Below are 26,507 nucleotides of genomic sequence, written 5' to 3'. Positions count from 1 at the left end.
GTCTGACCCAGCCGGACCTCCTCGCTGCGGAGTGATCGCGTGCGCCGGCCTCCAGAGCCAGAGCCCCAACCCAGCGAGGACCTCATGATTCCCCAGCAGAAGCCCAGCGGGATGCCGGTGCACCGCTACCGCCCGTTCCCGCCGATCGACCTGCCGGACCGCACCTGGCCGACGCGCACGATCACCGAGGCGCCCCGGTGGCTCAGCACCGACCTGCGCGACGGCAACCAGGCGCTCATCGACCCGATGAGCCCGGCCCGCAAGATGAAGATGTTCGACCTCCTCGTGCGGATGGGCTACAAGGAGATCGAGGTCGGGTTCCCGAGCGCGAGCGAGACCGACTTCGCGTTCGTGCGCCAGCTCATCGAGGGCGACCACATCCCCGACGACGTGACGATCTCGGTGCTGACGCAGGCGCGCGAGGACCTCATCGAGCGCAGCGTGCAGTCGCTGGTCGGCGTGCCCCGCGCCAACATCCACCTCTACAACGCGCTGGCGCCGCTCTTCCGCCGCGTGGTCTTCCGCGCCAGCAAGGACGAGATCAAGGACATCGCGGTCCGCGGCACCGAGCTGGTCATGAAGCACGGCGAGGCCTACCTCGACATGACCGTGATCGGCTACGAGTACAGCCCGGAGATCTTCACCAGCACCGAGCTGCCGTTCTCGGTCGAGGTCTGCGAGGCGGTCAGCGACGTGTGGCAGCCCGAGGACGGCCGGGAGATCATCCTCAACCTGCCGGCCACGATCGAGGTCGCGACGCCCAACGTGTACGCCGACCAGATCGAGTGGTTCGGCCGCCAGCTCACCCGGCGCCAGAGCACGGTGATCTCGCTGCACCCGCACAACGACCGCGGTACGGCGGTCGCCGCGACCGAGCTCGCGATGATGGCCGGTGCCGACCGTGTCGAGGGCTGCCTCTTCGGGCACGGCGAGCGCACGGGCAACGTCGACCTGGTGACGCTGGGCATGAACCTCTTCAGCCAGGGTGTCGACCCGATGGTCGACTTCTCCGACATCGACGAGATCCGGCGCACGGTCGAGTACTGCACCAACCTGCCGGTCCACCCGCGGCACCCCTACGCGGGTGACCTGGTCTACACGGCGTTCTCGGGCTCGCACCAGGACGCGATCAAGAAGGGCCTCGAGGACCTCGACCGCCAGGCCGAGGAGCAGGGCGTCGACGTCGGCACGCTTCCGTGGGAGGCGCCGTACCTGCCGATCGACCCCCGCGACGTCGGCCGCACCTACGAGGCGGTCATCCGCGTCAACAGCCAGTCCGGCAAGGGCGGCGTCGCCTACCTGCTCAAGGCCGAGCACAAGCTCGACCTGCCGCGCCGCGCCCAGATCGAGTTCAGCCGGGTCATCCAGGAGCGCACCGACGCCGAGGGCGGCGAGCTCAGCTCCGACGAGATCTGGGGCATCTTCCGCGCCGAGTACCTCGACCGCGAGGCGCCGCTGAAGCTCAACTCCGTGCACACCTCCTCGGCCGCGGGGGAGAAGGACGCCCTCGACGTCAACGTGTACGTCGACGGCGAGCTCACCTCGCTCCACGGCGTGGGCAACGGCCCGATCGCCGCGTTCGTCGCTGCGATCAACGAGCTCCCGCACGACTGGGACGTGCGCGTGCTCGACTACGCCGAGCACGCGCTCTCCGCCGGCGGTGACGCCGTGGCGGCGGCGTACGTCGAGTGCCTCGTGCGCGACCAGGTCTACTGGGGCGTCGGGATCGACGCCAACATCGTCACGGCCTCGCTCAAGGCCGTGATCAGCGCGGTCAACCGGTCCTGACGCCGGCGAGCCGCGCCAGCGGCAGCCGCACGGCGAACGTCGTGCCCTCCAGGTGGGCGGATCGCACCTCGATCCGCCCGCCGTGGGCAGCGACCGTCGCCGCGACGATCGAGAGGCCCAGCCCGGTGCCCGGGATCGCGCGCTGCTGGGCGGTCGAGGACCTGAAGAAGCGCTGGAAGAGACCCGACTGCTCCTCCTCGGGGATGCCGACGCCGTTGTCGGTGACCACGAGCAGCGCGTCGTCGCCGGAGCGCTGCACCCGGCACTCGACCCGGCCGCCGTCCTCGGTGAACTTCACGGCGTTGCTGAGCAGGTTGATCAGCACCCGGTCGAGCTGCCGGCGGTCGCCGAGCACCACCACGGGCCCGGGAGCATCGAAGGTCACGGTCAGCTCGCGGCCGGAGAGCAGCGGCCGGATCGCCTCCTCGGCCGACGTCACGAGCTCGGCGAGGTCGACGTGCGCGCGGTCCCAGTTGGTGGCACCGGCGTCCAGGCCGGCGAGGGTGAGCAGGTCCTCGCAGAGCGCGATCAGCCGGCGGCCGCTGCGCTCGATGCTGCCGAGCAGCCGGCGCTGGGTCGGCGTGGGCTCGTCGACCGACCCGTCCTGCAGCATCTCGGTGTAGCCGACGATGCTGGAGACCGGCGTCCGCAGCTCGTGGCTGACCGTGGACACGAACTCGCTCTTCGCGGTGTCGAGCTGGCGGAGCCGGTCGACCGCGACCCGCTCCTTCTCGAGCGCCGCGACGAGGAGCTCCTGGCTGGCGCGCGCCTCGGTCACGTCGCGACCGACGCAGAGGTAGCCGAGCCGGGCGGCGACCGTGTCGGCCGCCATGCTGAGCGTCATCGAGATCGTGTGCCGGCGGCCGTCGCTGCCGAGCCAGGTCCAGTCGCGGGCCGGGGTCTCCCGGTCGGTCTCGACGCCGGCGACCAGCCGCGCGAAGCACTCCTCGGGGGTCTCGCCGGGGCAGCGGGCCGCGACCTGGTCGGGGTCGAGCAGGTCGATGAACGACGTGCCGACGGTGTCCTGCGCGTCGTACCCGAGCAGGTTGACGGCGCCGGTGTTGAAGACCGTGATCCGGCCGCGGGGATCAATGCCGATCAGCGCCGTGGTCATCGCGGCCTCGAGCAGGTGCCGGTTCAGGCCCGCTGCGGTCCGCTCGCCAGTCAGGTCGATGCCGGTGAGCACGATGTTGAGGGCGCGGTCGCGGTCGTCGCACACGTAGCTGGCGTTCCACAGCACCTGGCGACGCTCGCCGCTGCTGGTGATCAGCCCGGTCTCCCGGCTGATCTGGGCGTGGACGTCCTCCGGCAGGCCGGTCGGGTAGCCGCTCGAGCCCGGCGGCATGAACGGCAACTCCCAGACCTCGGACCCGAGGATGGCCTCCTCGGGGAAGCCGCTGATCGCGGTCGTCGCCCGGTTGGTGCGCACCACCTCGCCGTACAGGTCGCAGACGATGATCAGCGCGTTGGTGGTGTCCAGCGTGGCGCTGGTGAGCCGCTCGGCCGCCTCGAGCCGGCGGCGCGCCTCGTGCTCGGTGGTCACGTCGAGCAGCTGCGCGGCGAACATCGGCTCCGGCCGGGTCGCGATCAGCGACACGGCGACGTTGACCCGCGTCTCGGGCCGGCCGCGGACGCCGACCTGGGCGCGCCAGCCCTCGAGCGTCCCCGTGAGGATCCGGGTGGCGACCAGGTCGAGGGGCTCGGAGGTGTCCAGCAGGTCGCCGAGGCCGCGGCCCACCGTCTCCGCGGGCGGGCCCAGCAGGCGGGCGGCGGCGTCGTTCATGTCGGTGATCTCGAGGAGGTGCGGTCCGCTGCTGCGCATGAGCAGCATGCCGACGACCGACTCGGTGAAGTTGTGCCGGAAGAGCCGCTCGCTGGCCGTCGTCCGGTCGAGGAGGCGGCGGCGCTGCTCGACGCCGATCGCGAGCGGCAAGGACATCAGGGCGGCGGCCAGGATGTAGGCCTGCACCACGGCGCCCATCCCGAAGGCGTCGACCGCGCCGCGCTCGTAGTCGAACCCGAACGGGCCGTTGCCGGCCGCGCTCATGAACGTCACCGTCACCGCGAACACGAAGAGCTCGACGGCCACGACGAACGTGCCGAACCGGATCGCCGCCCATACCAGCAGCGGCAGCGGCAGGAACTCCGTGGTCAGCGTCTGGCCCGGCCAGAAGACCAGGAGCGTGACCGCGGCGAGCGCGGTCGCCTGGACGCCCACCTCCCAGGCGGTCGAGCGCGGGAGCCGTCGGGCTGGAGCCATCGCCAGCGGCAGGATCACCAGCGTCGAGGCGGAGTGCGAGACGAACACGGAGCGGAAGCTGGCGAGCATCGAGCCGTCGTCGAGGAGGGCGATGCCGGTGGCCGCGAGCGCCGCCATGACGAGGCCGCCCAGCAGCGCGCCCATCACGAGGCCGACGAAGTCGTCGAGCGTGGCGAGCGTCGGCCGTCGGTCGTCGTGGCGGCGCAGGAACCACGCGACCACGAGCGCTTCGACGGCGTTCGCCACGGCGTACCAGAACGCGAGGTCGACCGGGCGGTCGCCGGCCAGATTCGCCGCCACGGTGACGGCGGCGATCGCGGGCACCAGCCACCACCACGAGCGCCTGCTGGCGAGGACGAGGAGCGCGATCGAGATGCCGGAGCCGGGCCACCAGGTCGCGGTCGGCCCGTCCGGGGCGAGGACGACGGCGGCCACGTCCGCGGCGAACACCGCGGCCAGCAGCACCAGTGCCCACGGCCACGAGATCGGCCCGCGACCCGACATCGACATGATGGTCAGCCTAGGGTGAGGACATGCTGGTGTCGGAGCGGATCGGGCAGTTCTTCGTCGAGGGCGACGCGGGCCGCGACCGGCTGGAGTACACCGAGTACGGCGCGGGCGACGCCTGGGTGGTGCTGGTGCCCGGCGAGCTGATGCCCCGGCGCATGCAGCAGCCCCTGGCGCGGGTGCTCGCCGGCGCCGGCCTGCACGTCGTCAGCCTCGATCCACTCGGTCACGGTCGTTCTGATCGGCCGGCGGACCCCCAGTCTTACTCGGTCACGGCATTTGCCCAGCAGGTCGTCGCTCTCCTCGACCACCTCGGCGCGACACAGGCCGTCGTCGGGGGCGTGTCCCTCGGCGCCAACGTCGCCCTGGAGGCCGCCGCGATCGCGCCGACCCGGGTCCGCGGCCTGATCCTCGAGGCGCCGATCCTCGACAACGGCGTCGAGGCGGGGATCCTCACCTTCGGCCCGCTGCTGCTCACGGCGCGGTTCCTGCCGCTGGCGGTGAGCGCCGTACGTCGGGTGACCCGGCCGGTGCCGCGCGGGGTGGTGCCCTTCTGGGCCGGCGTGGCCCTCGACGCCTGCGACCAGCGACCGGCCCCGCTGGCGGCGCTGGTGCACGGCGCCCTCTTCGGCCGCGCGGCTCCCTCGGCGGCCGAGCGCCGGAGGATCACGGTCCCGGCCCTGGTCGTCGGCCACCCGGTGGACCCGGTGCGGTCGATGGCCGACGCCGAGATGCTCGCGGGGGAGATGCCCGATGCGACCCTGGTGCGCGCTCGGTCGCCGCTGGAGTGGCGGTTGCGTCCCGCGCGGCTCGACGAGGCCGCCGTGGACCTCGCGACCCGGTGCTGGCGGACGCCACGCCGCCGCCGGCGTACGAGTTCCTGAGCCCGCGCGGCACAATTGGTGAGTGCTCTACCGTGACGAGGCGATCGTGCTGCGCACCCACAAGCTGGGTGAGGCCGACCGCATCGTCACGCTGCTGACCCGTCAGCACGGCCGGGTCCGGGCGGTGGCCAAGGGGGTCCGGCGCACGACCTCGAGGTTCGGGTCGCGGCTGGAGCCGTTCACCCACGTCGACCTGCAGCTCGCCGAGGGACGCAACCTCGACACGATCACGCAGGCCGAGACGCTCACGCCGTTCGGGAAGGGCCTCGGCGTCGACTACGACCGCTACACCGCCGGCACGGTGATGCTCGAGACCGCCGACCGGCTGGTGCCGGAGGAGCGTCAGCCGGCGGTCCAGCAGTTCCTGCTGCTCGTCGGCGGGCTGCGCGCGATGACGGCGGGGGAGCACGGCGCCGGCCAGGTGCTCGACTCCTACCTGCTCCGCTCGCTCTCGGTCGCCGGATACGCGCCGTCGTTCGAGCACTGCGCGCGCTGCGGCCTGGAAGGGCCGCACCGCTGGTTCAACCCGTCCATGGGCGGGATGCTCTGCACCACCTGCCGCGTCCCCGGGTCCGCCGGGCCGGCGCCCGAGACCGTCGCGGTGCTCGGTGCGCTGCTCACCGGCGACTGGCCGGTCGTGGACCTCGCCGACGCGCGGCACCTCAAGGAGGCGGGCACGCTGGTGGCGGCGTACCTCGCCTGGCACCTCGAGCGGGGCCTGAAGTCGATGCCGCACGTGGTGCGGTGACTCACGCGCCAACCCCTCAGGACCGGGCCTGGGAGGCCGATTTCAACGCCCGGAGCAGAGCACACCTGGGGGAGAGGGCACCGATGCTGGAGTCGAAGGGCGCCGCGCGCCGGCGCGCCTGGCGACGCGCCGGCCTGGACCCGCGCACGCTCCAGATCGGGTTCGTCCTGCTGCTCGCCATCTCGCTGCTCAGCGGGGTGCCTCTGGAGGGCTGGGACCACGTGCCGCTCTCGGCCTGGCTGGCGCTCGGCCTCGGGGGCGTCGCGATCCTGGTGGTGCTCGCCGTCACGCCACGGGTCGGCAACCCGCGCTGGCTGATCGCGGGCATGGCCCTCGCTGCGACCGGCATCCTGGGCGTCTCGGCACTGGACCTCGACGTCGGCACGCTGCCGCTGGTGGTGCTGCCGGCCCTCGCCTTCGCCCGCTACCTGCGGTGGTGGTCGGTGCCCGCGGCGGGCGGCGCGACGACCGTCCTGGTCGTGCTGCCGGCGATCCTCGCGCACGGCAACGACGACGGCACCGTGGCCCAGGTCCTCCCGCTCCCGTTCGTGGCGATGCTGTCGGCCGCCGCGATCTCGGTCTGGCTCGACATGGCGTACGCCGCGCGCAGGCGGGAGCGCGCCGCACTCGCGGAGGTGGAGCGTCAGCGCCGGCGGATCGACGCGCTGGTCGGAGCGGTCGACGTCGGACTGCAGCTGGTCGACGTGACCGGTGAGCGCGTCTTCACCAACACCCGCATGCGGGAGCTCTACGAGCTGCGGCTCCCGCAGGGTGTCGAGGACCCGGTCGGGCACGTCTACCCCGCCGACTGCGCCCACCCTATCGCGCTCGACGAGCTGCCGAGCGTCCGCGGTGGTCGCGGCGAGGAGTTCGACGGCCTCCGGATCTGGGTCGGCGAGGTGCCGTCGGCCCGCCGGGCGCTCGCCGTCAACGCCCGCAACGTCTACGACGAGAACGGCCGCCGCACCGGGTCCGCGCTGGCCTACCAGGACGTCACCGAGCTGATGCGCGCCCTGCGCGTCAAGGACGAGTTCATCGGCCTGGTCTCGCACGAGCTGCGGACCCCGCTCACCTCGATCTACGGCTACGTCAGCATCCTGAGCGAGCGCGAGGACCTGCCCGAGCAGGTCGACCGGCAGCTCGCGGTCATCAGCCGCAGCACCGACCGGCTGAAGCTGCTGGTCGACGACCTGCTCGAGGCGACCCAGGTCGCTGGCACCGGGATGCGCGTCGAGCTCGCCCCGTGCCTGCTCGCCGACGTCGTGGCCGAGGTCGTCGTGGCCGCCAAGCCGCACGCCGCCGCTGCCCAGGTCGACCTGCGGCTGGTGCTGCCCGACGACGACCCCGTGCCCGGGGACCTGGACTGCACCCGGATCGGCCAGGTGGTCGACAACCTGGTCTCCAACGCGATCAAGTACACCCCGGCCGGCGGTCGGGCCGAGGTCCGGCTGACCCGGTGCGGCGACCAGGCCGAGCTGGTCGTCAGCGACAGCGGCATCGGCATCCGCGAGGAGGACCTGCCTCTCGTCTTCGGCCGGTTCTACCGCACCCAGGAGGCGGCCGAGCACGCCATCCAGGGGCTCGGCCTCGGACTGGCGATCACCCGCACGATCGTCGAGGCGCACGGCGGCAAGGTCGAGGTGGCCAGCAGGCTCGGGGAGGGCAGCACCTTCCGCGTCGTCCTGCCGCTCGGGGAGGACGTCTAGGGTGCGTCTGTGAGACGCGCCGTACGACGACCGACGCCCCACCCCTCCGGGGCTCGACCTCCCGCGATCCCCAAGGACCTCGTCCCCAACCACGTCGCGATCGTGATGGACGGCAACGGCCGCTGGGCCAAGGAGCGAGGCCTGCCCCGCACCAAGGGTCACGAGCAGGGCGAGCACTCGCTGTTCGACGTGGTCGAGGGCGCCATCGAGATCGGCGTGAAGGCGATCTCGGCGTACGCGTTCTCGACCGAGAACTGGAGCCGCTCCCCGGACGAGGTGAAGTTCCTGATGGGCTTCAACCGGGACGTGATCCGACGCCGCCGCGACGAGATGCACGAGCTCGGCGTCCGGGTCCGCTGGGCCGGCCGCGCCCCCCGGCTGTGGAAGTCGGTGATCGAGGAGCTCCGCGTCGCCGAGGAGCTCACCCGCAAGAACGACGTCCTCACGCTGACGATGTGCGTCAACTACGGCGGCCGGTCGGAGCTCGCCGACGCCGCCCGCGCCATCGGCCGCGAGGTCGCTGCCGGCCGGCTCGACCCCGACAAGATCAGCGAGAAGACGTTCGCCAAGCACCTCTACGTGCCCGAGGTCGCCGACGCCGACCTGGTCTGGCGGACGTCGGGGGAGCAGCGGCTGTCCAACTTCATGCTCTGGCAGGCGGCGTACGCCGAGCTCGTGTTCACCGACGTGCTCTGGCCCGACGTCGACCGTCGCCATCTCTGGCAGGCGATCGACACCTACGCCCGCCGCGACCGGCGGTACGGCGGGGCGCTGCCCAACGCCACGTGACCGACGCCGCGCCTAGCGGCAGGCGGCGCAGGTCCCGAAGATCTCCAGCGTGTGGCTGACGTCGGCGTACCCGTGCTCGCCGGCGATGCTGCGGGTCCAGCGCTCGACCGCCGGACCCTCGACCTCGACGGTCGCGCCGCAGGCCCGGCACACCAGGTGGTGGTGGTGCGTGTCGGAGCAGCGGCGGTAGATCGCCTCGCCGTCCTCGGTCCGCAGCACGTCGACCTCGCCGGCCTCGGCGAGCCGCTGGAGGGTGCGGTAGACGGTGGCCAGGCCCACCGCCTCGCCGCGCTGCCCGAGCAGCTCGTGGATCTCCTGGGCGGAGCGGAAGTCGGCGAAGGAGGCCATCGCCTCGACCACCGCTCGCCGCTGCCGGGTGGGGCGCAGCGGCGGGTTCGGGGGCGGCGGGCTCGCGTCAGTGCTCGTCATAGTGCCTCCCGTGGGCGGCGTGCCGGTGGCCGTCGTGCACGTAGTCGACGTGGTCGCCGTGCGGCACCGCGACGTGGCCGCAGTCATCCCCGTGCTCGTGGGGGTGGACGTCGATCGTCTGGTGCGCGGCGCTCGCGACGACAGGGAAGGGCTGCCGCAGCCGGCGCCGGCGGCGCAGCAGCACGCCGGCCGGCCAGGCCAGCGCGAAGCCGGCCAGCGCCAGCAGCACGATCGTCGGCCCGGGGGCGACCCGCGCGTGCGCGGAGAGGTACGCCGAGAGCAGCAGCCCGCCCACCGACGCGAGCGTGCCGAGCAGCATCGCCGCGGTCAGCGTGGTGCGGAACGACCGGGTGAGCTGCTGGGAGGTCGCGACCGGCACCACCATGAGCGCGGAGACCAGCAGCAGCCCGACGGTGCGCATCGCGACCGTCACGCTGACCGCGGCCAGCACGGCGACGAGCAGATTGTAGAAGCGGACGTTCAGCCCGGCCACGCGGGCGAACTCCTGGTCCTGCGCGACCGCGAACAGCTGTGGCGCCAGGCCCACGCAGATCGCCACGACGACGGCGGCGAGCACCATCACGGCGAGCACGTCGTCGACGGAGATCGTGGTGATCGAGCCGAAGAGGTAGGTGTTGAGCCGGCCACCGCTCTCGTTCGCGAGCCCGGTGATGAGGACGCCGCCGGCGAGGCCGCCGTAGAAGAGGAGCGCGAGCGCGACGTCGCCGTTCGCGTGCCCGCGCTCGCGGATCACCTCGATGGCGATGGCGCCGGCGATCGCGACGAGCACGGCCGTCCACGTGGGGGAGGCGCCGGTCAGCAGGCCGATCGCGACGCCGGTGACGGCGACGTGGCCGATGCCGTCACCCATGAGCGCCATCCGCCGCTGCACGAGGTAGGTGCCGATCGCCGGGGCGGCGAGGCCGGTGAAGACGGCGGCCAGGATCGCGCGCTGCATGAACGGCAGGCCGAGCAGGTCGAGGTAGTCGCTCATCGGTGGTCCCCCTCGATCGGCGAGGCGATGTGCGGGGCGTGGTCGTGGCGCTCCGGTTCGGCGTGGTGGTGATGGTGGCCGTGCTCGTGGAGCTCGTGCTCGTGGAGGTGCGCGGTGGCGACCTGCTCGCTGGCGAGCGGCGGTCCGTCGTAGGCCACCCGGCCGTCGCGCATCACCACGGCGCGGTCGATCAGCGGCGCCATCGGGCCGAGCTCGTGGGCGACCAGCACGATCGTCGCGCCGCGGCTCGAGAGCGTCGCGAGCGTGTCGGCCAGCACCTGCTGGTTGGGCAGGTCCACGCCGGCCGTCGGCTCGTCGAGGAAGAACAGCTCCGGGTCGCCCGCGAGGGCGCGGGCGATCAGCACCCGCTGCTGCTGACCCCCGGAGAGCGCGGACACGCTCTCCCGGCTGCGGTGCGCGAGCCCCACCACGTCGAGCGCCTCCGCGATCGCGGCCCGGTCGGCGCGGGCCAGCGGGCGGAGCAGCCTGCGGTGGGTGAGCCGGCCGGACGCGACGACCTCCCACACGGAGGCGGGCACGCCGGACGCGGCGCCGCCGCGCTGCGGCACGAAGCCGACCCGCCGCCAGTCGTGGAAGGACCCGAACGGCGTGCCGAACAGCTGCAGCGAGCCGTTCGCCAGCGGCCACAGGCCGGTGAGCGCGCGGACGAGGGTCGACTTGCCGGACCCGTTGGCGCCCATGAGGGCGACGAACTCGCCGGACCGGACGGTGAGGTCGATGTGTCGCAGGATCGGGCGGCCCGCGATGGCGACCGCGCCGTTGCGCAGCTCGACGACGGGCTCAGGGGTGGGGTCGGTCAACAGCCGTTCGCCTCCTCGAGCGCGGCCAGGTTGGCCTCCATCAGGGAAAGGTAGTCCTCGTCGGCGGTGTCGTCGGTGAGCCCTTCGACCGGGTCGAGCACCGCGACCTGGGCGCCGGTGTCGGCGGCCAGCTGCTCGGCGATCTCCGGGCTGACGAGCGACTCGTAGAACACCGTCGTGATGCCGTCGTCCTCGATCACCTCCTGGAGGTGCGCGAGGTCCGCCGGGGTGGGCTCGGAGTCGGGGGAGAGGCCGGCGATGGGCTCGAACTCCAGGCCGTAGCGGTCGAGGTAGCCGAACGCCGCGTGCGACACCACCACCGTGTGCCGGTCGCACCGCGCGAGGCCGTCGGCGTACGCCGCGTCGAGCGTCTCGAGGTCGGTGCGCAGCTCGGCCGCGTTGGCGCGGTAGTCGGCGGCGTGGGCGGGGTCGATCTCGCCGAGCTCCGCGGCGACGGCGTCGCCGAGCTCGGCCATCAGCAGGGGGTCCTGCCAGAAGTGCGGGTCTGCCGGCCGCACCTCGACGACGTCCGCGACGTCGAGCGTCACGCCCGCCGCGTTGGTGTCGACGGCCTCGTCCACCGCCGGCTGGAAGCCGTGCTCGTAGACGACCAGGTCGGACTGGGCGACCTCGGCGGTCTCCTGGGGGGTCAGCTCCAGGTCGTGCGGCTCGCCCTGGGCGGAGGCCAGGTTCGTGACCTCGGCGTGCTCGCCGGCCACGCGGCCGGCGACGTACTGCAGCGGGTAGAAGGCGGCCGCGACCTGGACGCCGTTGTCGAGCCCGACCGAGTCGTCGGTGAACGCCGCGCACCCGCTGAGCGCCAGCAGGGAGACGGCCGCGACGGCAACGGGGGACTTCATGAGAATGATTCTCAGATCAATTGAGAACGATTGTCAACTCGTGGTCGGGCTACGCTCGCCCCGTGCTCGTCGTGAACCGGTTCCGCGTCCCCGTCGCCGAGGGTGAGTCCTTCCGCGTCGACCTGCAGACCGCCCGGGAGGCGCTGGCGGCGTGCGCCGGGTACGTCGGGGGCGAGCTCGGTCGCAACGTGGACGACCCGGAGCTGTGGGTGCTCAGCACGCGGTGGGAGAACGTCGGCAGCTATCGCCGCGCGCTCTCGTCCTACGACGTGAAGCTGCGGGCCGTCGCCACGCTGTCGCGGGCCGTCGAGGAGCCGTCGGCCTACGAGCAGGTCGAGCCCGAGACCACCCTGAATGTCGGTGGCGCGCGGTCGATAGGCTGAGGGCTTCCGAGCTCAACCGCTGACCATAGGAGCCACCGTGGCCAAGCCGCCGCCGTCCACCGTCGACCACGTCGTCTCGCTCGCCAAGCGCCGCGGCTTCGTCTACCCCTGCGGTGAGATCTACGGCGGCACCCGCTCCGCCTGGGACTACGGCCCGCTCGGCGTGGAGCTCAAGGAGAACATCAAGCGGCAGTGGTGGAAGTCCATGGTCACCATGCGCGACGACATGGTCGGCCTCGACTCCTCGATCATCCTGCCCCGCCAGGTGTGGGAGGCCAGCGGCCACGTCGACACCTTCACCGACCCGCTGACCGAGTGCCAGTCGTGCCACAAGCGGTTCCGCGCCGACCACCTCCAGGAGGAGATCGCGGAGAAGAAGGGCCTCGACGACCCCGACGCGGTCGACCTCGCGACGGTCGCCTGCCCCAACTGCGGCGTCCGCGGCGCTTGGACCGAGCCGCGCCAGTTCTCCGGCCTGCTCAAGACCTACCTCGGCGTCATCGAGGACGAGTCGGGCCTCCACTACCTGCGCCCCGAGACCGCGCAGGGCATCTTCGTCAACTTCGCCAACGTGGTGACCTCGAGCCGGCAGAAGCCGCCGTTCGGCATCGCGCAGATCGGCAAGAGCTTCCGCAACGAGATCACGCCGGGCAACTTCATCTTCCGCACCCGCGAGTTCGAGCAGATGGAGATGGAGTTCTTCGTCAAGCCGGGCGAGGACGAGGAGTGGCACCAGTACTGGATCGACGAGCGCACCAAGTGGTACGTCGACCTCGGCATCGACCCCGACAACCTGCGCCACTACGAGCACGCGCAGGAGAAGCTCAGCCACTACTCCAAGCGCACCGTCGACATCGAGTACCGCTTCCGGTTCGCCGGCTCGGAGTGGGGTGAGCTCGAGGGCATCGCGAACCGCACCGACTTCGACCTCTCGACCCACGCCAAGCACTCCGGCCAGGACCTGTCCTACTTCGACCAGGCCAACAACGAGCGCTACACGCCCTACGTCATCGAGCCGGCCGCCGGCCTCTCGCGCAGCCTGATGACCTTCCTGGTCGACGCCTACACCGAGGACGAGGCCCCCAACACCAAGGGCGGCGTCGACAAGCGCACCGTGCTCAAGCTCGACCCGCGCCTGGCGCCGGTCAAGGTCGCCGTGCTGCCACTCTCGCGCAACGCGGACCTGTCGCCGAAGGCCAAGGACCTCGCGATGCAGCTGCGCAGCGCGGGCTGGAACGTCGACTTCGACGACTCCGGGGCGATCGGCCGTCGCTACCGCCGCCAGGACGAGATCGGCACGCCCTACTGCGTGACCGTCGACTTCGAGACGCTCGACGACCACGCGGTGACGGTCCGGGAGCGCGACACCATGGGCCAGGAGCGGATCGGCCTCGACGGGGTCGTGTCCTACTTCGCCGAGCGTTTCGTCGGCTGCTGAGCCCGGTCCGCAGGCATGATGTCGGCATGATCCGCCGATCGCTCGGGCGCGCCGCCGTGGCCCTCACGCTGGCCGCCGCGGTGCTGACGGGCTGCGCCGACGACGGCGACCCGGACCCCGCGGCGGAGTCCTCCGGGCCGACGGACACCGGCAGCGCGACGCCGTACCTGCCCGTGCCGGACGGGGTGGAGCTGACCCCGCAGGGCACCCACCTCAAGGTCGGGGACACCGCCGTGGTCGCCTACGAGCCGCGGCAGGATCTGGTCGGCGTGCTCGAGCTGACGGTCACCAAGCTCGAGGAGACGACGACCCGCAAGACGATGTCGGCCTGGCAGCTCACCCCGCAGCAGGAGGCGTCCACCCCGTACTTCGTGCACGTGGCCGCGAAGAACGTCGGCGAGACCGACCTGAGCCGCCGCCCGGTGCCGCTCTACGCGGTCAACGAGGACGACCTGCTGCTCGAGGCCACGCCGTTCGCGAGCTCCTTCGAGCCGTGCCCGAGCACGCCCCTGCCGAAGGGCTTCACCCCCGGCGCGGAGGCCGACGTGTGCCTGGTCTACCTCGCGCCCGACCACGGGTCGCTCGAAGCCGTGAGCTTCCGCCCCGAGGAGACGTTCGACCCGATCTACTGGACCGGTGACGTGGAGAAGTACGTCCCGCCGAAGCCCGCGAATTCGAAGAAGAAGAACAAGCGTTAGACAATGTGCGGCATGTCCGCACCGACCAGCCCGCCGACCCAGGGCCTGACCCTGGGGTCGCTGACGGTCGACGTGCCGGTGGTGCTCGCGCCGATGGCCGGGATCACCAACGCGGCCTACCGCCGGCTCTGCGCCGAGCAGGGTGCGGGCCTCTACGTGTGCGAGATGATCACCAGCCGCGGCCTCGTCGAGGGCGACCAGCACACCAAGGACATGCTCGTCTTCGACGAGCTCGAGACCGTGCGCTCCGTGCAGCTCTACGGCACCGACCCCGTCTACGTCGGCAAGGCCGCCGAGATCCTCTGCGCCGAGTACGGCGTCGCGCACATCGACCTCAACTTCGGCTGCCCGGTGCCCAAGGTCACCCGCAAGGGCGGCGGCGGCGCGCTGCCGTGGAAGCGCGGGCTGCTCGCCGACATCCTCGAGCACGCGGTCGCCGCGGCCACGCCGTACGACGTGCCGGTCACGATGAAGACCCGCAAGGGCATCGACGACGACCACCTGACCTACCTCGACGCGGGCCGGATCGCCCAGGAGAGCGGCTGTGCCGCGATCGCGCTGCACGGCCGCACGGTCTCGCAGGCCTACTCCGGCACCGCCGACTGGGACGCGATCGGCGCGCTCGTGGACCACGTCGACATCCCGGTGCTCGGCAACGGCGACATCTGGGAGGCCGGCGACGCGCTGCGGATGGTCGAGCAGACCGGGGCAGCCGGCGTCGTCGTCGGCCGCGGCTGCCTGGGCCGGCCGTGGCTCTTCCGCGACCTGGCCGCCGCCTTCCGCGGTGAGCAGGTCGCGACACTGCCGACGCTCGGCGAGGTGATCGCGATGATGCGCCGGCACGCCAAGCTGCTCTGCCAGCACATGGGCGAGGAGCGGGGCTGCAAGGAGTTCCGCAAGCACGTCACCTGGTACCTCAAGGGCTTCGCCGCCGGCGGCGAGATGCGCCGCTCGCTCGGGCTGGTCTCCACGCTCGCCGACCTCGACGCGCTGCTCGCGGACCTCGACCCGACGGAGCCGTTCCCGGTCAGCGAGCTCGGCGCGCCGCGCGGCCGCCAGGGCTCGCCGCGCCAGCGGGTGGTGCTCCCCGAGGGCTGGCTCGACGACGCCGACGGGGCCGGTTGCGCCATCGACGAGGACGCGCACGACACCTCCGGCGGGTGAGCAGGAACACGGCCGGATCCCGGACCCGCGATTCGGAACGCTCCCACCCGTGTGGTTGACTCGACCGGTCGTTGCCTTTTCGTGACCTTTTCTCGGGGCGTCCGGACGGGCAGCGGCACCGCCCAGATCGCAAACAGCTAAGGATCAGCGCTGTGGCAGAGCATCGCCACAAGCGGGAAACCGCTGCCCATCGCTTGCCCCGTGCCGCCACCGTCGCCGCACCGCTCGCCCTCGTGGCGACCGCGGCGGTCGTCGCGATCGGCGTCGCGGCGAGCAACCCCGACCCCGGGACCCTGCTCGCCGAGGACGCCGCGAGCATCTCCGGCTCCCTCGACCGCGACTCCGTCGTCTCGCGCTCCGCGCTCGACTCGCGCGCCGAGCGTCGTCAGCTCCAGGCCGCGGTCGACCGCAACGCGAAGAAGACCGCGACCATGCTCGCCGTCCGCCGCGCGGACACGCGGCTGTGGACGACCGCCCCGCTCAACCTCTGGGCCGCCCCCAGCGAGGACGCCAAGCGCCTCGGCGAGCTCGCCGAGGGCAAGCGCGTGCTCGTCACCGGCCGCAAGATGGCAGACCGCACCGAGGTCGTCGTCGACGGCGAGCCCCGGTGGGTCACCGCCGGCTACCTGTCCGACGAGAAGCCGGTCGCTGCTGCGGCGGGACTCTCCATGCAGCCCTGCCCGGACCCCTCGGTCGAGAGCGGCCTGACCGACAACGCGGTCTACGTCTACCGGTCGGTGTGCCACGCCTTCCCGCAGATCACGTCGTACGGGGGCTGGGACGGCCACGGCGAGCACTCCTCGGGCCGGGCGCTGGACATCATGACCAGCGACGTCGAGCTCGGCGACGCGATCGCGGCCTTCCTCCAGCAGCACGCCGGCGAGCTGAACCTCTACGACATCCTGTGGCGCCAGCGGATCTGGACCCCGGAGCGGGCCGGCGAGGGCTGGCGGGGCATGTCGTCGCGCGGCTCGGCGACCGCCAACCACTACGACCACGTGCACGTCGCGACCTACTGACGCCACTCAGTACGGTTGCCCCGATGGACGACCTGTACGACGAAGCCGCCCGCGAGCGCCTCGTCCCCGAGCCACCGAAGCGCGTCGACGCGCCGATCCGCACCGCGTTCGAGCGCGACCGCGCCCGGGTCGTGCACGCCGCAGCCTCCCGGCGGCTGGCCGCCAAGACCCAGGTGGTCGGCCCGCAGAGCGACGACTTCGTGCGCAACCGGCTGACACACAGCCTCGAGGTCGCGCAGGTGGCCCGCGACCTGTCCCGCGCGCTGGGTAGCCAGCCCGACATCGCGGAGACCGCGGCCCTCGCGCACGATCTCGGCCACCCACCGTTCGGCCACAACGGGGAGCGCGTGCTCGCCGAGGTCGGTGAGGCCTGCGGCGGCTTCGAGGGCAACGCCCAGACGCTCCGGCTGCTGACCCGGCTGGAGGCCAAGACCGACGGCGCCGGGCTCAACCTGACCCGGGCGACGCTCGACGCGTGCACCAAGTACCCCTGGCCGCGCACCGACGCGCACTCCGTGAAGTTCGGCGTCTACGCCGACGACCGGCCGGTCTTCGACTGGATGCGCACCGGGGCGCCGGGCGAGCGGCAGTGCCTCGAGGCGCAGGTGATGGACCTCGCCGACGACGTCGCCTACTCCGTGCACGACGTCGAGGACGGCGTCGTCGCCGACCGCGTGGATCTCACGTCGTTCGACACGGCGGCCGTCTGGCAGACGGTCCGCGACTGGTACCTGCCGCACGCCGGCGACGACGCCCTCGACGCCACCCTCGCGGACCTGCGCGCGGTGGGCAGCTGGCCGGCCACGCCGTACGACGGGAGCCGGCGCTCGCTCGCGGCGCTCAAGAACCTCACCAGCGACCTGATCGGCCGGTTCTGCGGCGCCGTGCAGCACGCGACGCTCGCCGCGGCGGACGGGCCCCTCGTCCGCCACGCCGCCGACCTGGTCGTCCCCCAGCGGACCCGCCTCGAGATCGCGGTGCTGAAGGGGATCGCCGCCCACTACGTGATGCGCACCGACGACCGGGTCGCGCTGATGGAGCGGCAGCGCGAGCTGCTCGCGGAGCTGGTGGCGGAGCTGCTGGAGCGCGGCCCGGACGCGCTCGACCGCCCGTTCGCCGACGACTGGGGCGCCGCGGCCGACGACGCCGGCCGGCTGCGCGTCGTGCTCGACCAGGTCGCGTCGCTGACCGACCAGAGTGCGGTCGCCCGGCACGCCGCCCTCACCGGACGCGCCTAGGCTGCGGCCGTGACCGAGCGACTCGTCTGGCTGCCCTTCGACCCCGCCGAGCTCGGCGACCCGCCGGAGGGGCTGCGCTACGAGGTGGTCGACCCGACCGAGCACGTGCCCGACAGCGTGGCCGACGTGCGGTTCTACGTGCCGCCCTACCAGGTCGGTCCGAGGGTCGCGGAGGTGCTGCCCCGGATGACCTCGCTCGAGGTCCTCCAGACGCTGACCGCCGGCGTCGACAACGTGCGGCCCCACGTGCCCGAGGGCGTGCTGCTCGCCACCGGCCGCGGCATCCACGACGCCTCGACCGCCGAGCTCGCGCTGACACTCACCCTGGCCAGCCTGCGCGGCGTGCCCGGCTTCGTGCGCGACCAGGACCGGCACCACTGGCAGACCGGGTGGCACCAGTCCCTGGCCGACAAGCGGGTGGTGATCGTCGGGTACGGCGCCGTGGGCGAGGCCGTCGAGCGGCGGCTCGTGCCGTTCGAGGTCGACGTGGTCAAGGTGGCGCGCTCGGCCCGGGAGGCGGTGCACGCGATCTCGGACCTGCCCCGCCTGCTGCCCGACGCGGACGTCGTCGTGCTCGTCGTACCGCTCACCGAGGAGACGCGCGGGCTGGTCGACGCGACCTTCCTGGCAGCGATGAAGGAGGGCGCGCTATTGGTCAACGTCGCCCGTGGCGCGGTCGTCGACACCGACGCCGTCGTCGCCGCGCTGCACGGCGGGGGACTCCACTACGCGACCGACGTGGCCGAGGTCGAGCCGCTGCCGGCCGACCACCCGCTGTGGGACGCGCCGAACCTGCTCGTCTCCCCGCACGTCGGCGGCGCGAGCACCGCGATGTGGCCGCGCGCCCACCGGCTCGTGCGCGACCAGCTGCACCGCTACGCGGCGGGCGAGGAACTTGTGAACGTGCTGTCCGGGTCGTACTGACCCGCCCGTAGGATCGCCGCGTGGCAGGCCGGATCCGCGATGAGGACATCGCCGAGGTACGCGAGAAGGCGCGCATCGACGACATCATCAACGAGTACGTCACGCTCCGCCCGGCCGGCGGTGGGTCCCTCAAGGGGCTGTGCCCCTTCCACGACGAGAAGTCGCCGTCGTTCAACGTCAACCCGAGCCGGGGCTTCTACCACTGCTTCGGCTGCGGCGAGGGCGGCGACGTCATCAACTTCCTGATGAAGATCGACGGGCTCAACTTCGGCGAGGTCGTCGAGCGGCTCGCGGACAAGTACGGCGTGGTGCTGCGGCGCGAGGACGAGGGCACCGGCGCGCCCGAGCGCCCCAAGGGCCCGTCGCGACGCCGCCTCGTCGAGGCGCACAAGATCGCCCAGGAGTTCTACGCCGAGCAGCTCTCCACGCCGGACGCGCTGGTGGCCCGGCAGTTCCTGGCCGAGCGCGGCTTCGACCAGGCGGCGGCCGAGATGTTCGGCATCGGGTTCGCGCCCCGCGACGGGCACGCGCTCGACCGGCACCTCAAGGGTCGCGGCTTCAGCCGCGACGAGCTCAACGCCGGCGGCCTGATCGGCCAGTCCGGCTACGACCGGTTCCGGGGCCGGCTGCTCTGGCCGATCCGCGAGTCCAACGGCGAGACCATCGGGTTCGGCGCCCGGCGGCTCTTCGACGACGACCGGGTCGAGGCGAAGTACCTCAACACGTCCGAGACCCCGATCTACAAGAAGAGCCAGGTGCTCTACGGCATCGACCTGGCCCGCCGCGAGATCGGCCGGACCTCGCAGGCGGTCATCGTCGAGGGCTACACGGACGTGATGGCGTGCCACCTCGCCGGCGTCCCGACCGCGGTCGCCACCTGCGGCACGGCCTTCGGTGACGACCACGCCCGGGTGCTCCGGCGCTTCCTGGTCGACCGCGACGGTGCGCAGGGCGAGGTGATCTTCACCTTCGACGGGGACGCGGCGGGACAGAAGGCCGCGATCCGGGCCTTCGGCGGCGACCAGAACTTCGCCTCCCAGACCTACGTTGCCGTCGAGCCGCGCGGTCTCGACCCGTGCGACCTGCGGATCAAGGACGGCGACGAGGCCGTGCGCGGGCTCGTCGACGCCCGCATCCCGCTCTATCGCTTCGTGCTGGCCAACGTCGTCGGCAAGTACGACCTCGACCGGGCCGACGGCCGGGTCGACGCCCTGCGCGAGGGCGCGCGGCTGGTCTCGAGCATCCGCGACAAGTCCAAGGTGGACGCCTTCGCCCGGGAGCTGGCGGGCATGGTCGGCGCCGACCCCGACGACGCCCGCGCGGAGGTGCGCCGCGCCGCCAACCGGCGTCCGGCCCCCAGCGGGACCGCGCCGGCCGCCACCGAGACCGCGCGTCCGGACCTGCCGAGCGTCGGCGACCCCCGCTTCGAGAAGGAGCGCGAGACGCTGATGCTGGTCATCCAGCACCCCATGAACATCGGCAGGCTGACGACCGAGCTCCACGCCGACAGCTTCACCCACCCGGTGCTGCGCACCATCTGGACGCTGGTGGAGCAGGCGGGCGGCATCGCGGCGGGGGTCGGCGACCCCGCCTGGGCGGCCAAGCTCCGCGACGCGGCGCCCGACCCGGCCACGGCCTCCACCGTCAGTGCGCTGGCCGTCGCCCCGCTCAAGAAGGAGCCGGACGCCGCCTACTTCACCCAGTACCTGCTGCGGCTGCAGGAGGGCGGGATGAGCCGGCGCATCGACGACCTCCGCTCGCGCCTGCAGCGCACCAGCCCGGAGGACCCGTCGTACATCACGATGTTCGGCGAGCTCGCCGCCCTGGAGAACGAGCGCCGGGGGCTGCTCGACCGCCTGGCGGGGCCGGCGTGAGCCCGCTCTTCGGGCGCCGGCCGCCGATCCGGGTCGAGCGCGGCGAGCGGCTGCTCGCGCACGCCACCGCCGCCGAGGGCCTCGTCGGGGGCAGCCGCGACGCGCTCTACGTCGTACGCCGCCTCGGCACCGGCCTCGCCCTCGAGGAGACCCTGCGGATCCCGTGGGAGGACGTGCAGTCCGCCGACTGGGACCAGGACGCCGCGGTCCTGCACGTCGTCGAGGTCGGCTCCTGGGGCGAGATCCGGCCCGAGCACATGCTCACGCTGGAGGAGCCCGCGCTGCTGCTCCAGCTGGTCCGCGAGCGGGTCACCGCCAGCGTCCTGCTGCAGCGGCACGTGCCGGTGGCCGGCGGCCGTGGCGTCCGGGTGATCGCCCGCCGCGCCCCCCGCGGCGACCAGCCGGTCCGCTGGCTCTTCGAGTACGACGAGGGCGTCGACCCCGACGACCCGGCCGTCCGCGAGGCGGCGGAAGCCGCCCTCGCCGCGGCCCGCGCAGAGGTCGGCACGCCGTAGACCCCTCAATTTTCCCTGCGGCTGGCCGATTGCTAATCTGTGCGGGCTGCACCGATCCCCTGTAGCTCAACTGGCAGAGCATTCGGCTGTTAACCGGAGGGTTGTTGGTTCGAGTCCAACCGGGGGAGCAGACAGCGGGCCCGTCTCGGTCGAGACGGGCCCGCTGTGCATTTCCCGGCTACTCGCCCCAGCCCATCGGGAACACCTCGAACGTCGCGGCGTACGCCGTGCCGAGCCGCTGGCCGGCCTGCCGGGCGAAGCCCTCGAGGAACTCGCGCGGGTCCCAGTTCTCCCAGCCCAGCCCGTCGATGTAGGCGCGGTGCGCCTCCAGCGAGGCGACGCCGGCGTCGAACGTGCCGGTCGTGTCCACGGCGTGCGTCGCCTGGGGCGAGCCAGCCGCCCAGACCGCGCGGACGCCGCCCCACGGCTCCAGCCCGTCGGTGAGCTGCTCGGGGAAGACCCAGCGGTTGCCGGCGTCGCGGACCGCGTCGACGACCGCGCGGCCGGTGGCGATGTGGTCGGCCTGGTTGAGGTTGAGCCCGCCCCAGGTGTCGCGGAAGTTGCCGGTCACCACGATCTCGGGCCGGTGCCGGCGCACCACCTCGGTGATGACCCGCCGCAACGGCACGCCGTACTCGAGGATGCCGTCGGGCTGGCCGAGGAACTCCACCTCCGCGACGCCGACGATCCGCGCCGACTCGACCTGCTCGGCCTCGCGCACCGCGCGGCACTCGTCGGGCGCCAGCGCGTCGATGCCGGCCTCGCCCGAGGTCACCATGCAGTAGACGACCTGCTTGCCCTGGCCGGTCCAGCGCGCGACCGCGGCCGCGGCGCCGAACTCCAGGTCGTCGGGGTGCGCGACCACGCAGAGCGCGCGCTCCCAGTCCTCGGGGAGCGGCTCCAGCTTCTCGATCTCCATGTCCTGAGCATGCCAGCGGCGGGGTACCGCGTCCCCATGGGTGAGATCCGCGTCGGCATCTCGGGCTGGACCTACGCCGGCTGGCGCGGCGACTTCTACCCGCGGGGACTCCGGCAGCGCGACGAGCTCGCCTACGCCGCCCAGCGCCTCGACACCATCGAGATCAACGGGTCGTTCTACTCGCTGCAGCGCCCCACGTCGTACCGCTCCTGGCGCGAGCAGGTCCCTCAGGACTTCTGCTTCGCCGTCAAGGGCGGCCGGTTCGTCACCCACCTCAAGCGGCTGCGCGACGTGGAGACCCCGCTCGCCAACTTCTTCGCCTCCGGCGTCCTCGAGCTCGGGCCCACCCTCGGGCCGTTCCTGTGGCAGCTGCCCGAGCGGCTGGAGTACGACGCCCGCCTGCTGGCCGACTTCTTCGACCTGCTGCCGCGCACCGTCGGTGAGCTCGCCGCGCTCGCCCGGCAGCACGACGCCAAGGTGCCCGACGACCGCGCGACCACCCGAGCCCCGCAGGGCCTGGCGGGGAAGCGGGTCCGGCACGCGCTGGAGTTCCGCAGCTCGACCTACTGCACCGACGCGGCGTTCGCGCTCCTGCGTGAGCACGACATCGCCTGCGTGGTCGCCGACAGCGCCGGTCGCTGGCCGATGGCCGAGGCGGTGACCAGCGACCTGGTCTACGTGCGCCTCCACGGCGACACCGAGCTCTACGCCAGCGGCTACTCCGACGCGGCCCTCGACCGCTGGGCCGAGCGCTGCCGCGCCTGGGCCGAGCGGGCCGACGTCGTCGTCTACTTCGACAACGACGCCAAGGGCTACGCGCCGCACGACGCCGAGCGCCTCCGGGCGCGGCTCTCCGGTCGTTGAGGCGCACGCACGAGGCCCCCGTCCAACAGCCGTCACCGTCATGGCCCGTTCGGTGCATACCGGCTGGCGGCTCTCGGTGACAGACTCATCGGATGGCCGAGCTTCCCGGGCCGAGACTGGCCGACGCCATCGACGACCTGCGTCGCGAGCTCGCCGACGCCATGGGCCGCGGCGACGGCGAGCGGCTCCGATTCCAGCTCGGCACCGTGTCGATGGAGTTCGAGGTCGGCATCGCGGCGACGGTGGGCGGCGAGGCCGGGGTGCGGTTCTGGGTGGTCTCCGCCGGTGCCACCGGTGAGCGGGCATCGACGACCACACACCGGATCTCGCTCCAGCTCACCCCCCTGATGGACGGCCAGCCCGACCCGCTCATCTCCGAGCGCCACCTCGAGACCGCGCCCCCAGCGACTGCTGCGCCGACGGGATAGCCAGGAATGGCCGCCGACGCAGACCGCCTCGTCGACGTTCGCGGGCTCCATCCCGCCGACGCCCACGGCCAGGTGTACGCCGAGAACGGCAGCGGCCTGCTGGTCAGCGACGAACTGGTGCTGACCGCCGCGCACGTCGTGTTCGACGGCGACGCACCGCTCCCGGTGGCACTGCGCTTCGACGGCTCCGATCAGCCGGTCGCGGGTGAGGTTGTCTGGCCACTGCCGCGGCGCGAGGTCGACGCCGCCCTGGTGCGTATCGCAGGTCCCTCCCCGATGCCGCCCGGATCGCCACCGATCCGCTGGGCCCGCTTCACCGGTCGCGAGGCCCGCCAGGCAGTGGACGCCACCGGGTACCCGGCGGTGATGCGGCAGGGGGACACGAGGATCTCGTTCCAGCTGAGCGGCCACGTCAATCCGCAGTCGGCGCTCACCGAGGGCCGCTACGTCGTCAAGGTCGACGAGCGACCCACCAACGAAGGCTCGCCGTGGGCCGGCATGTCCGGGGCCGCCCTGATGAGCCGCGGCACGCTGGTCGGCGTGGTCGTCATCGACACCCCCGGCTTCGACCGCGACGAGCTCACCGCCGTCCCCGCCTCGGCCATCGTCGCCGACCCTCAAGCCAGGGCGCTGCTGCGGCAGCCGATCGCCCTGGGCTCCGCCGAGCTCGACCCGGTGCTCGCCCGGCCCCCCGTTTCGCACGGGCCACTGTCGTGGGCGCAACTTCTGCGCGCCGACGAGAGCGTCATCGACTTCCTCGGACGAGACCGTCAACTCGACCAACTCGTGACCTGGACCCGATCCGGCGGCATGTTCGACGCCCTCCTCTTGGTCGGCCCCGGCGGTCGGGGCAAGACCAGGCTGGCGCACCAGCTGATTCGTCAGCTGCAGCACGATCCCGAGGGCGCAGGCATCGGCGGCGACTGGCTCGGCGGGCTGCTGGCCACCAACGCACCCGCCCATCGACTCACCGACCTCACCACCACGGCCCGCAAACACGCCGTCCTGCTGGTCGCCGACTACGCCGAGAGCCGGAACGAGCAGCTCCAAGACCTGCTCTCGGCCTACCAGAGCGCCGACGATCCGCCCCGCACCCGACTGCTCCTGCTCGCCCGCGACCGCGGCGACTGGTGGACCAGGCTCTGCGACGGCTATCCGGACCTGCTCAGCGAGGACGCCGTCGTCGTGCTGAACCCACTGCACGAGCCGCCGGACCGTGTCGCGGCCTTCCACTCGTGCGTGGACCAGTTCGCCCGCCGCCTGCACCGCGACGAACCGCAGACCGGATGGCAGGAGGCGGCCGCGGCAGTCACGGCGCCCGATCTCACCGACCCGTGCTTCGGCGACCCGCTCAGCCTTCAGCTCGCCGCCCTGCTGGAGCTGATCGAGGCCGGGGAGGCCACGCCCGGCACCACCGGCCCCGTCGAACGGCGCCTGCTCGGCCACGAGCGCCAGTACTGGCGCAAGACCATCGAGGCCCGTGACCTGAAGCTCCCCGAGGCCGTGCGCGACCAGGCGGTCACCGCCGCGACGCTCATCGGCGTCCAGGGCCGGCCCGCGGCCCTCACTCTCTTGCAGCGGATCCCCGAGCTCACCGAACCCGGGCGGGTGGCCGACTGGCTGCGCTCGCTGTACCCGACCGAAACCAGTTCCCGCTACTGGGGGCCGCTGCAGCCGGACCGCCTCGGTGAGCACCTCGTCGGTGCCGTCAGCAAGCAAGACCCCGACCTCCTGGGGCACCTCCTCGGTTCCGAGGACGTCGATGAGCTGCAGGACGCGCTCGTCGTCATCGGCCGCGCCATGGCGCACCAGGCCCACCTGGCCGAACAAGTCACCCTCCTGGCGGCAAGCGGGCGACCCGCCCTGGTGGAAGCCATCGACAGAGCGGCCCGGCGGGTCGCGGATCCACTGCCGCTCCAGCGGGCGCTCCCGGACTCGCGCCGCGACGGCCACTTCAGCTACGACCCGGACACCTGGGCTGGCGGGGCCACCGCCGGGCGGGAGACCGCATCCAGCGCGCCCGAACGGCTCTACGACATCGGCCGCGGTATCGGGGAGAACCCCTTCTCCTCGAGCAACCCCTTCCACGACACCGGCCCCGGTCCCGCGGACGAGGAGCTCACAGACCGGGGCGGCGGCACACCGGCCGACTCCGCACCACCTCCGCCACCGACGGCGACGCCGACCTTCAGCGAGGTGGAGCGGGCCGGCCGGGACGCAGAGCGTCGGGCCACTGAGGCCTACGAGGCCGGCAACCTGGTGCGGGCCGAGCAGGAGTTCAGACGTGCGGCCGAGCGCTTCTTCGGTCCCGGCATCGACGAGCAGCACGTCCTCCGCGTCAACCTCGCCCGGGCAGCGGTCCTCAACGACCTCCGGTCGTTCGACGCCGCGCTGACACTCATCGACGAAGTCGTCGGCAAGCTCAGGAACGCGACCCGCCAGGGCTGGATCCAGCCCGACGTGCTCGGCCGGGCGCTGGACCTGCAGGCCGCGGTGATGGCAGAGACCGGCCGTGCCGAGGCGGCCATCTCGTACGAGTACGAGGCCGTCGAGATCCTTCAGGCGTTCGCTCGACGAACCGGCAGCCCCGATGCCCGACGTGACGCCGCCAAGGTCAACAGCAACCTCGCAGCGCTTCTGCAGGGGGTAGGGCGGCTGGACGAGGCAGCCAGGTCGGCCGACGAGGCGGTAGCCGCCTTGTCCGAGCTGGCCGCCAACGCTGAGCTCGCGCTCAGCGACGACACGTTCGGGCGGTCCCTGATGAACCGAGCGAACATCGCCGGCGCCCTCGGTCAGCCCGACACGGCGCTCGAGCTGGTCGGACGCGCGAGCCAGGAGTTCGAGCGCATCGCGGGCCTCGGCCCGGCGGAGGCAGTCGCCATGGTGCCGGCCAGAGCTGCCGCTGCCGAGCTGCTGTGCACGGCGGCCCTCAAGGTCGGACAGGCCGCGGACGCCGTTCCTGCCGGCGAGCAGGCGGTGCGCCTGTTCGCCGATGTCGCCGAGCGAGTGCCAGCCTTCGTGGTCGACCTCGCTCGCTCCCAGGTCCAGCTGGCGGAGGCCTACCTGGCCATCGGTGAGGGAGTTCCGGCCCTGGACCTGGCGCAGCGGTCCGTGCGGCTGTTGCGTGAGGAGGCGCGGCAGGGCCACGACCAACCCAGCGCACGACGACGGCGTCTCCTGCTGGAGGAGAAGGCGCACGACACGCAGCGCCGAGCCGAAGAGCTCGTCTGGCGCGGATAGCGTCCCTCGCCGCCGGG

Annotated in this window: 23 protein-coding genes and 1 tRNA gene; 18 read left to right on the top strand and 6 right to left on the bottom strand. The window is 72.5% G+C overall.

Translation table 11 applies throughout. The features are described from left to right. Positions 1 to 84 precede the first annotated feature (84 nt). Positions 85 to 1,788 carry a 2-isopropylmalate synthase gene (gene leuA, locus HZF07_RS22340; RefSeq protein WP_157339778.1) on the top strand — a complete coding sequence of 568 codons (1,704 nt, stop codon included), beginning with the start codon at positions 85 to 87 and terminating at the stop codon, positions 1,786 to 1,788. Here the strand turns inward: leuA and HZF07_RS22335 are convergent. Next, positions 1,775 to 4,558: an ATP-binding protein gene (locus tag HZF07_RS22335; RefSeq protein WP_157339777.1), complete on the bottom strand. Its 2,784-nt coding sequence runs from the start codon at positions 4,556 to 4,558 to the stop codon at positions 1,775 to 1,777. The genes leuA and HZF07_RS22335 overlap by 14 nt on opposite strands. A 23-nt stretch (positions 4,559 to 4,581) precedes the next feature. Here HZF07_RS22335 and HZF07_RS22330 point away from each other — a divergent pair, with 23 nt between their 5' ends. The 4 genes from HZF07_RS22330 to HZF07_RS22315 all read left to right on the top strand — a co-directional run bounded on the left by HZF07_RS22330 (position 4,582) and on the right by HZF07_RS22315 (position 8,682). Further along, positions 4,582 to 5,439 carry an alpha/beta fold hydrolase gene (locus HZF07_RS22330; protein WP_157339776.1) on the top strand — a complete coding sequence of 286 codons (858 nt, stop codon included), beginning with the start codon at positions 4,582 to 4,584 and terminating at the stop codon, positions 5,437 to 5,439. A gap of 22 nt (positions 5,440 to 5,461) precedes the next feature. After that, positions 5,462 to 6,187: a DNA repair protein RecO gene (gene recO, locus HZF07_RS22325; protein ID WP_181645604.1), complete on the top strand. Its 726-nt coding sequence runs from the start codon at positions 5,462 to 5,464 to the stop codon at positions 6,185 to 6,187. 83 nt (positions 6,188 to 6,270) lie between these two features. Then, the gene (locus HZF07_RS22320) at positions 6,271 to 7,893 is read left to right on the top strand and encodes a sensor histidine kinase (RefSeq protein WP_157339775.1); all 1,623 of its coding nucleotides are present in this window, start codon (positions 6,271 to 6,273) and stop codon (positions 7,891 to 7,893) included. 9 nt (positions 7,894 to 7,902) lie between these two features. Beyond that, on the top strand, positions 7,903 to 8,682 hold the full coding sequence (locus HZF07_RS22315) for an isoprenyl transferase (protein WP_181645603.1): 780 nt from the start codon (positions 7,903 to 7,905) through the stop codon (positions 8,680 to 8,682). Positions 8,683 to 8,694: 12 nt separating this feature from the next. On the opposite strand, the gene HZF07_RS22310 is transcribed toward HZF07_RS22315, so the two are convergent. Genes HZF07_RS22310 through HZF07_RS22295 form a run of 4 tightly spaced genes read right to left on the bottom strand, consistent with a single transcriptional unit; the run spans position 8,695 to position 11,786 of the window. Further along, entirely contained in the window at positions 8,695 to 9,111 is a 417-nt protein-coding gene (locus tag HZF07_RS22310; protein WP_157339774.1) for a Fur family transcriptional regulator, read from the bottom strand. Further along, positions 9,098 to 10,105, bottom strand: coding sequence for a metal ABC transporter permease (locus HZF07_RS22305; protein WP_157339773.1), 1,008 nt, complete (start codon positions 10,103 to 10,105; stop codon positions 9,098 to 9,100). Before HZF07_RS22305 ends, HZF07_RS22310 begins: the two co-directional genes overlap by 14 nt. After that, positions 10,102 to 10,926 carry a metal ABC transporter ATP-binding protein gene (locus tag HZF07_RS22300; protein WP_157339772.1) on the bottom strand — a complete coding sequence of 275 codons (825 nt, stop codon included), beginning with the start codon at positions 10,924 to 10,926 and terminating at the stop codon, positions 10,102 to 10,104. The genes HZF07_RS22305 and HZF07_RS22300 overlap by 4 nt, the downstream gene beginning before the upstream one ends. Beyond that, positions 10,923 to 11,786, bottom strand: coding sequence for a metal ABC transporter substrate-binding protein (locus tag HZF07_RS22295; protein ID WP_157339771.1), 864 nt, complete (start codon positions 11,784 to 11,786; stop codon positions 10,923 to 10,925). The genes HZF07_RS22300 and HZF07_RS22295 overlap by 4 nt, the downstream gene beginning before the upstream one ends. Positions 11,787 to 11,848: 62 nt before the next feature. Here HZF07_RS22295 and HZF07_RS22290 point away from each other — a divergent pair, with 62 nt between their 5' ends. From HZF07_RS22290 to HZF07_RS22245, 10 genes are all read left to right on the top strand, one after another. Beyond that, positions 11,849 to 12,169: an antibiotic biosynthesis monooxygenase family protein gene (locus HZF07_RS22290; protein ID WP_181645602.1), complete on the top strand. Its 321-nt coding sequence runs from the start codon at positions 11,849 to 11,851 to the stop codon at positions 12,167 to 12,169. A gap of 37 nt (positions 12,170 to 12,206) precedes the next feature. Then, positions 12,207 to 13,607 carry a glycine--tRNA ligase gene (locus HZF07_RS22285; protein WP_181645601.1) on the top strand — a complete coding sequence of 467 codons (1,401 nt, stop codon included), beginning with the start codon at positions 12,207 to 12,209 and terminating at the stop codon, positions 13,605 to 13,607. A gap of 26 nt (positions 13,608 to 13,633) precedes the next feature. After that, entirely contained in the window at positions 13,634 to 14,305 is a 672-nt protein-coding gene (locus HZF07_RS22280) for a hypothetical protein (RefSeq protein ID WP_157339769.1), read from the top strand. Between the two features lie 12 nt (positions 14,306 to 14,317). Then, positions 14,318 to 15,469: a tRNA dihydrouridine synthase DusB gene (gene dusB, locus HZF07_RS22275; protein ID WP_157339768.1), complete on the top strand. Its 1,152-nt coding sequence runs from the start codon at positions 14,318 to 14,320 to the stop codon at positions 15,467 to 15,469. 152 nt (positions 15,470 to 15,621) lie between these two features. Beyond that, entirely contained in the window at positions 15,622 to 16,488 is an 867-nt protein-coding gene (locus HZF07_RS22270) for an SH3 domain-containing protein (RefSeq protein WP_181645600.1), read from the top strand. 23 nt (positions 16,489 to 16,511) lie between these two features. Next, a complete protein-coding gene (locus tag HZF07_RS22265; protein ID WP_157339767.1) occupies positions 16,512 to 17,726 on the top strand; it encodes a deoxyguanosinetriphosphate triphosphohydrolase in 1,215 nt (404 codons plus the stop codon). A gap of 9 nt (positions 17,727 to 17,735) precedes the next feature. Then, positions 17,736 to 18,650 (top strand): 2-hydroxyacid dehydrogenase, encoded by a 915-nt coding sequence (locus HZF07_RS22260; protein ID WP_181645599.1) that lies wholly within the window; start codon positions 17,736 to 17,738, stop codon positions 18,648 to 18,650. Between the two features lie 20 nt (positions 18,651 to 18,670). Continuing rightward, positions 18,671 to 20,524, top strand: a complete 1,854-nt coding sequence (dnaG, locus tag HZF07_RS22255; RefSeq protein WP_181645598.1) for a DNA primase — start codon at positions 18,671 to 18,673, stop codon at positions 20,522 to 20,524. Further along, complete coding sequence (locus HZF07_RS22250; RefSeq protein ID WP_157339766.1) at positions 20,521 to 21,039, top strand: hypothetical protein; 519 nt, start codon at positions 20,521 to 20,523, stop codon at positions 21,037 to 21,039. The genes dnaG and HZF07_RS22250 overlap by 4 nt, the downstream gene beginning before the upstream one ends. A gap of 55 nt (positions 21,040 to 21,094) precedes the next feature. Continuing rightward, positions 21,095 to 21,167 (top strand) — tRNA-Asn (locus tag HZF07_RS22245). 50 nt (positions 21,168 to 21,217) lie between these two features. Here HZF07_RS22245 and HZF07_RS22240 read toward each other — a convergent pair. After that, positions 21,218 to 21,958: a PIG-L deacetylase family protein gene (locus tag HZF07_RS22240; RefSeq protein WP_157339765.1), complete on the bottom strand. Its 741-nt coding sequence runs from the start codon at positions 21,956 to 21,958 to the stop codon at positions 21,218 to 21,220. Between the two features lie 36 nt (positions 21,959 to 21,994). Between HZF07_RS22240 and HZF07_RS22235 the strand changes: the two genes are divergently transcribed. From HZF07_RS22235 to HZF07_RS22225, 3 genes are all read left to right on the top strand, one after another. Continuing rightward, on the top strand, positions 21,995 to 22,822 hold the full coding sequence (locus HZF07_RS22235) for a DUF72 domain-containing protein (protein WP_157339764.1): 828 nt from the start codon (positions 21,995 to 21,997) through the stop codon (positions 22,820 to 22,822). A 92-nt stretch (positions 22,823 to 22,914) separates the two neighbouring features. Next, positions 22,915 to 23,250 (top strand): trypco2 family protein, encoded by a 336-nt coding sequence (locus HZF07_RS22230; protein WP_181645597.1) that lies wholly within the window; start codon positions 22,915 to 22,917, stop codon positions 23,248 to 23,250. A 6-nt stretch (positions 23,251 to 23,256) separates the two neighbouring features. Continuing rightward, complete coding sequence (locus HZF07_RS22225; RefSeq protein WP_157339763.1) at positions 23,257 to 26,490, top strand: S1 family peptidase; 3,234 nt, start codon at positions 23,257 to 23,259, stop codon at positions 26,488 to 26,490. The last annotated feature ends 17 nt before the right edge of the window (positions 26,491 to 26,507 follow it).

Source organism: Nocardioides agri (assembly GCF_013778305.1).
Taxonomy (GTDB): Bacteria; Actinomycetota; Actinomycetes; order Propionibacteriales; family Nocardioidaceae; genus Nocardioides; species Nocardioides agri.
Note: the sequence above shows the minus strand (reverse complement) of the source record. Positions and strands in the feature narration are given on the sequence as shown.

What these genes read in the sequence shown, in the direction of transcription:
- HZF07_RS22335 (WP_157339777.1), bottom strand. Translation starts at nt 4,558, where the DNA reads ATGTCGATGTCGGGTCGCGGGCCGATCTCGTGGCCGTGGGCACTGGTG.
- HZF07_RS22265 (WP_157339767.1), top strand. Translation starts at nt 16,512, where the DNA reads ATGGACGACCTGTACGACGAAGCCGCCCGCGAGCGCCTCGTCCCCGAG.
- HZF07_RS22235 (WP_157339764.1), top strand. Translation starts at nt 21,995, where the DNA reads ATGGGTGAGATCCGCGTCGGCATCTCGGGCTGGACCTACGCCGGCTGG.
- HZF07_RS22230 (WP_181645597.1), top strand. Translation starts at nt 22,915, where the DNA reads ATGGCCGAGCTTCCCGGGCCGAGACTGGCCGACGCCATCGACGACCTG.
- HZF07_RS22295 (WP_157339771.1), bottom strand. Translation starts at nt 11,786, where the DNA reads ATGAAGTCCCCCGTTGCCGTCGCGGCCGTCTCCCTGCTGGCGCTCAGC.
- HZF07_RS22240 (WP_157339765.1), bottom strand. Translation starts at nt 21,958, where the DNA reads ATGGAGATCGAGAAGCTGGAGCCGCTCCCCGAGGACTGGGAGCGCGCG.
- HZF07_RS22280 (WP_157339769.1), top strand. Translation starts at nt 13,634, where the DNA reads ATGATCCGCCGATCGCTCGGGCGCGCCGCCGTGGCCCTCACGCTGGCC.
- HZF07_RS22330 (WP_157339776.1), top strand. Translation starts at nt 4,582, where the DNA reads ATGCTGGTGTCGGAGCGGATCGGGCAGTTCTTCGTCGAGGGCGACGCG.
- HZF07_RS22320 (WP_157339775.1), top strand. Translation starts at nt 6,271, where the DNA reads ATGCTGGAGTCGAAGGGCGCCGCGCGCCGGCGCGCCTGGCGACGCGCC.
- leuA (WP_157339778.1), top strand. Translation starts at nt 85, where the DNA reads ATGATTCCCCAGCAGAAGCCCAGCGGGATGCCGGTGCACCGCTACCGC.
- HZF07_RS22305 (WP_157339773.1), bottom strand. Translation starts at nt 10,105, where the DNA reads ATGAGCGACTACCTCGACCTGCTCGGCCTGCCGTTCATGCAGCGCGCG.
- dusB (WP_157339768.1), top strand. Translation starts at nt 14,318, where the DNA reads ATGTCCGCACCGACCAGCCCGCCGACCCAGGGCCTGACCCTGGGGTCG.
- HZF07_RS22225 (WP_157339763.1), top strand. Translation starts at nt 23,257, where the DNA reads ATGGCCGCCGACGCAGACCGCCTCGTCGACGTTCGCGGGCTCCATCCC.
- HZF07_RS22310 (WP_157339774.1), bottom strand. Translation starts at nt 9,111, where the DNA reads ATGACGAGCACTGACGCGAGCCCGCCGCCCCCGAACCCGCCGCTGCGC.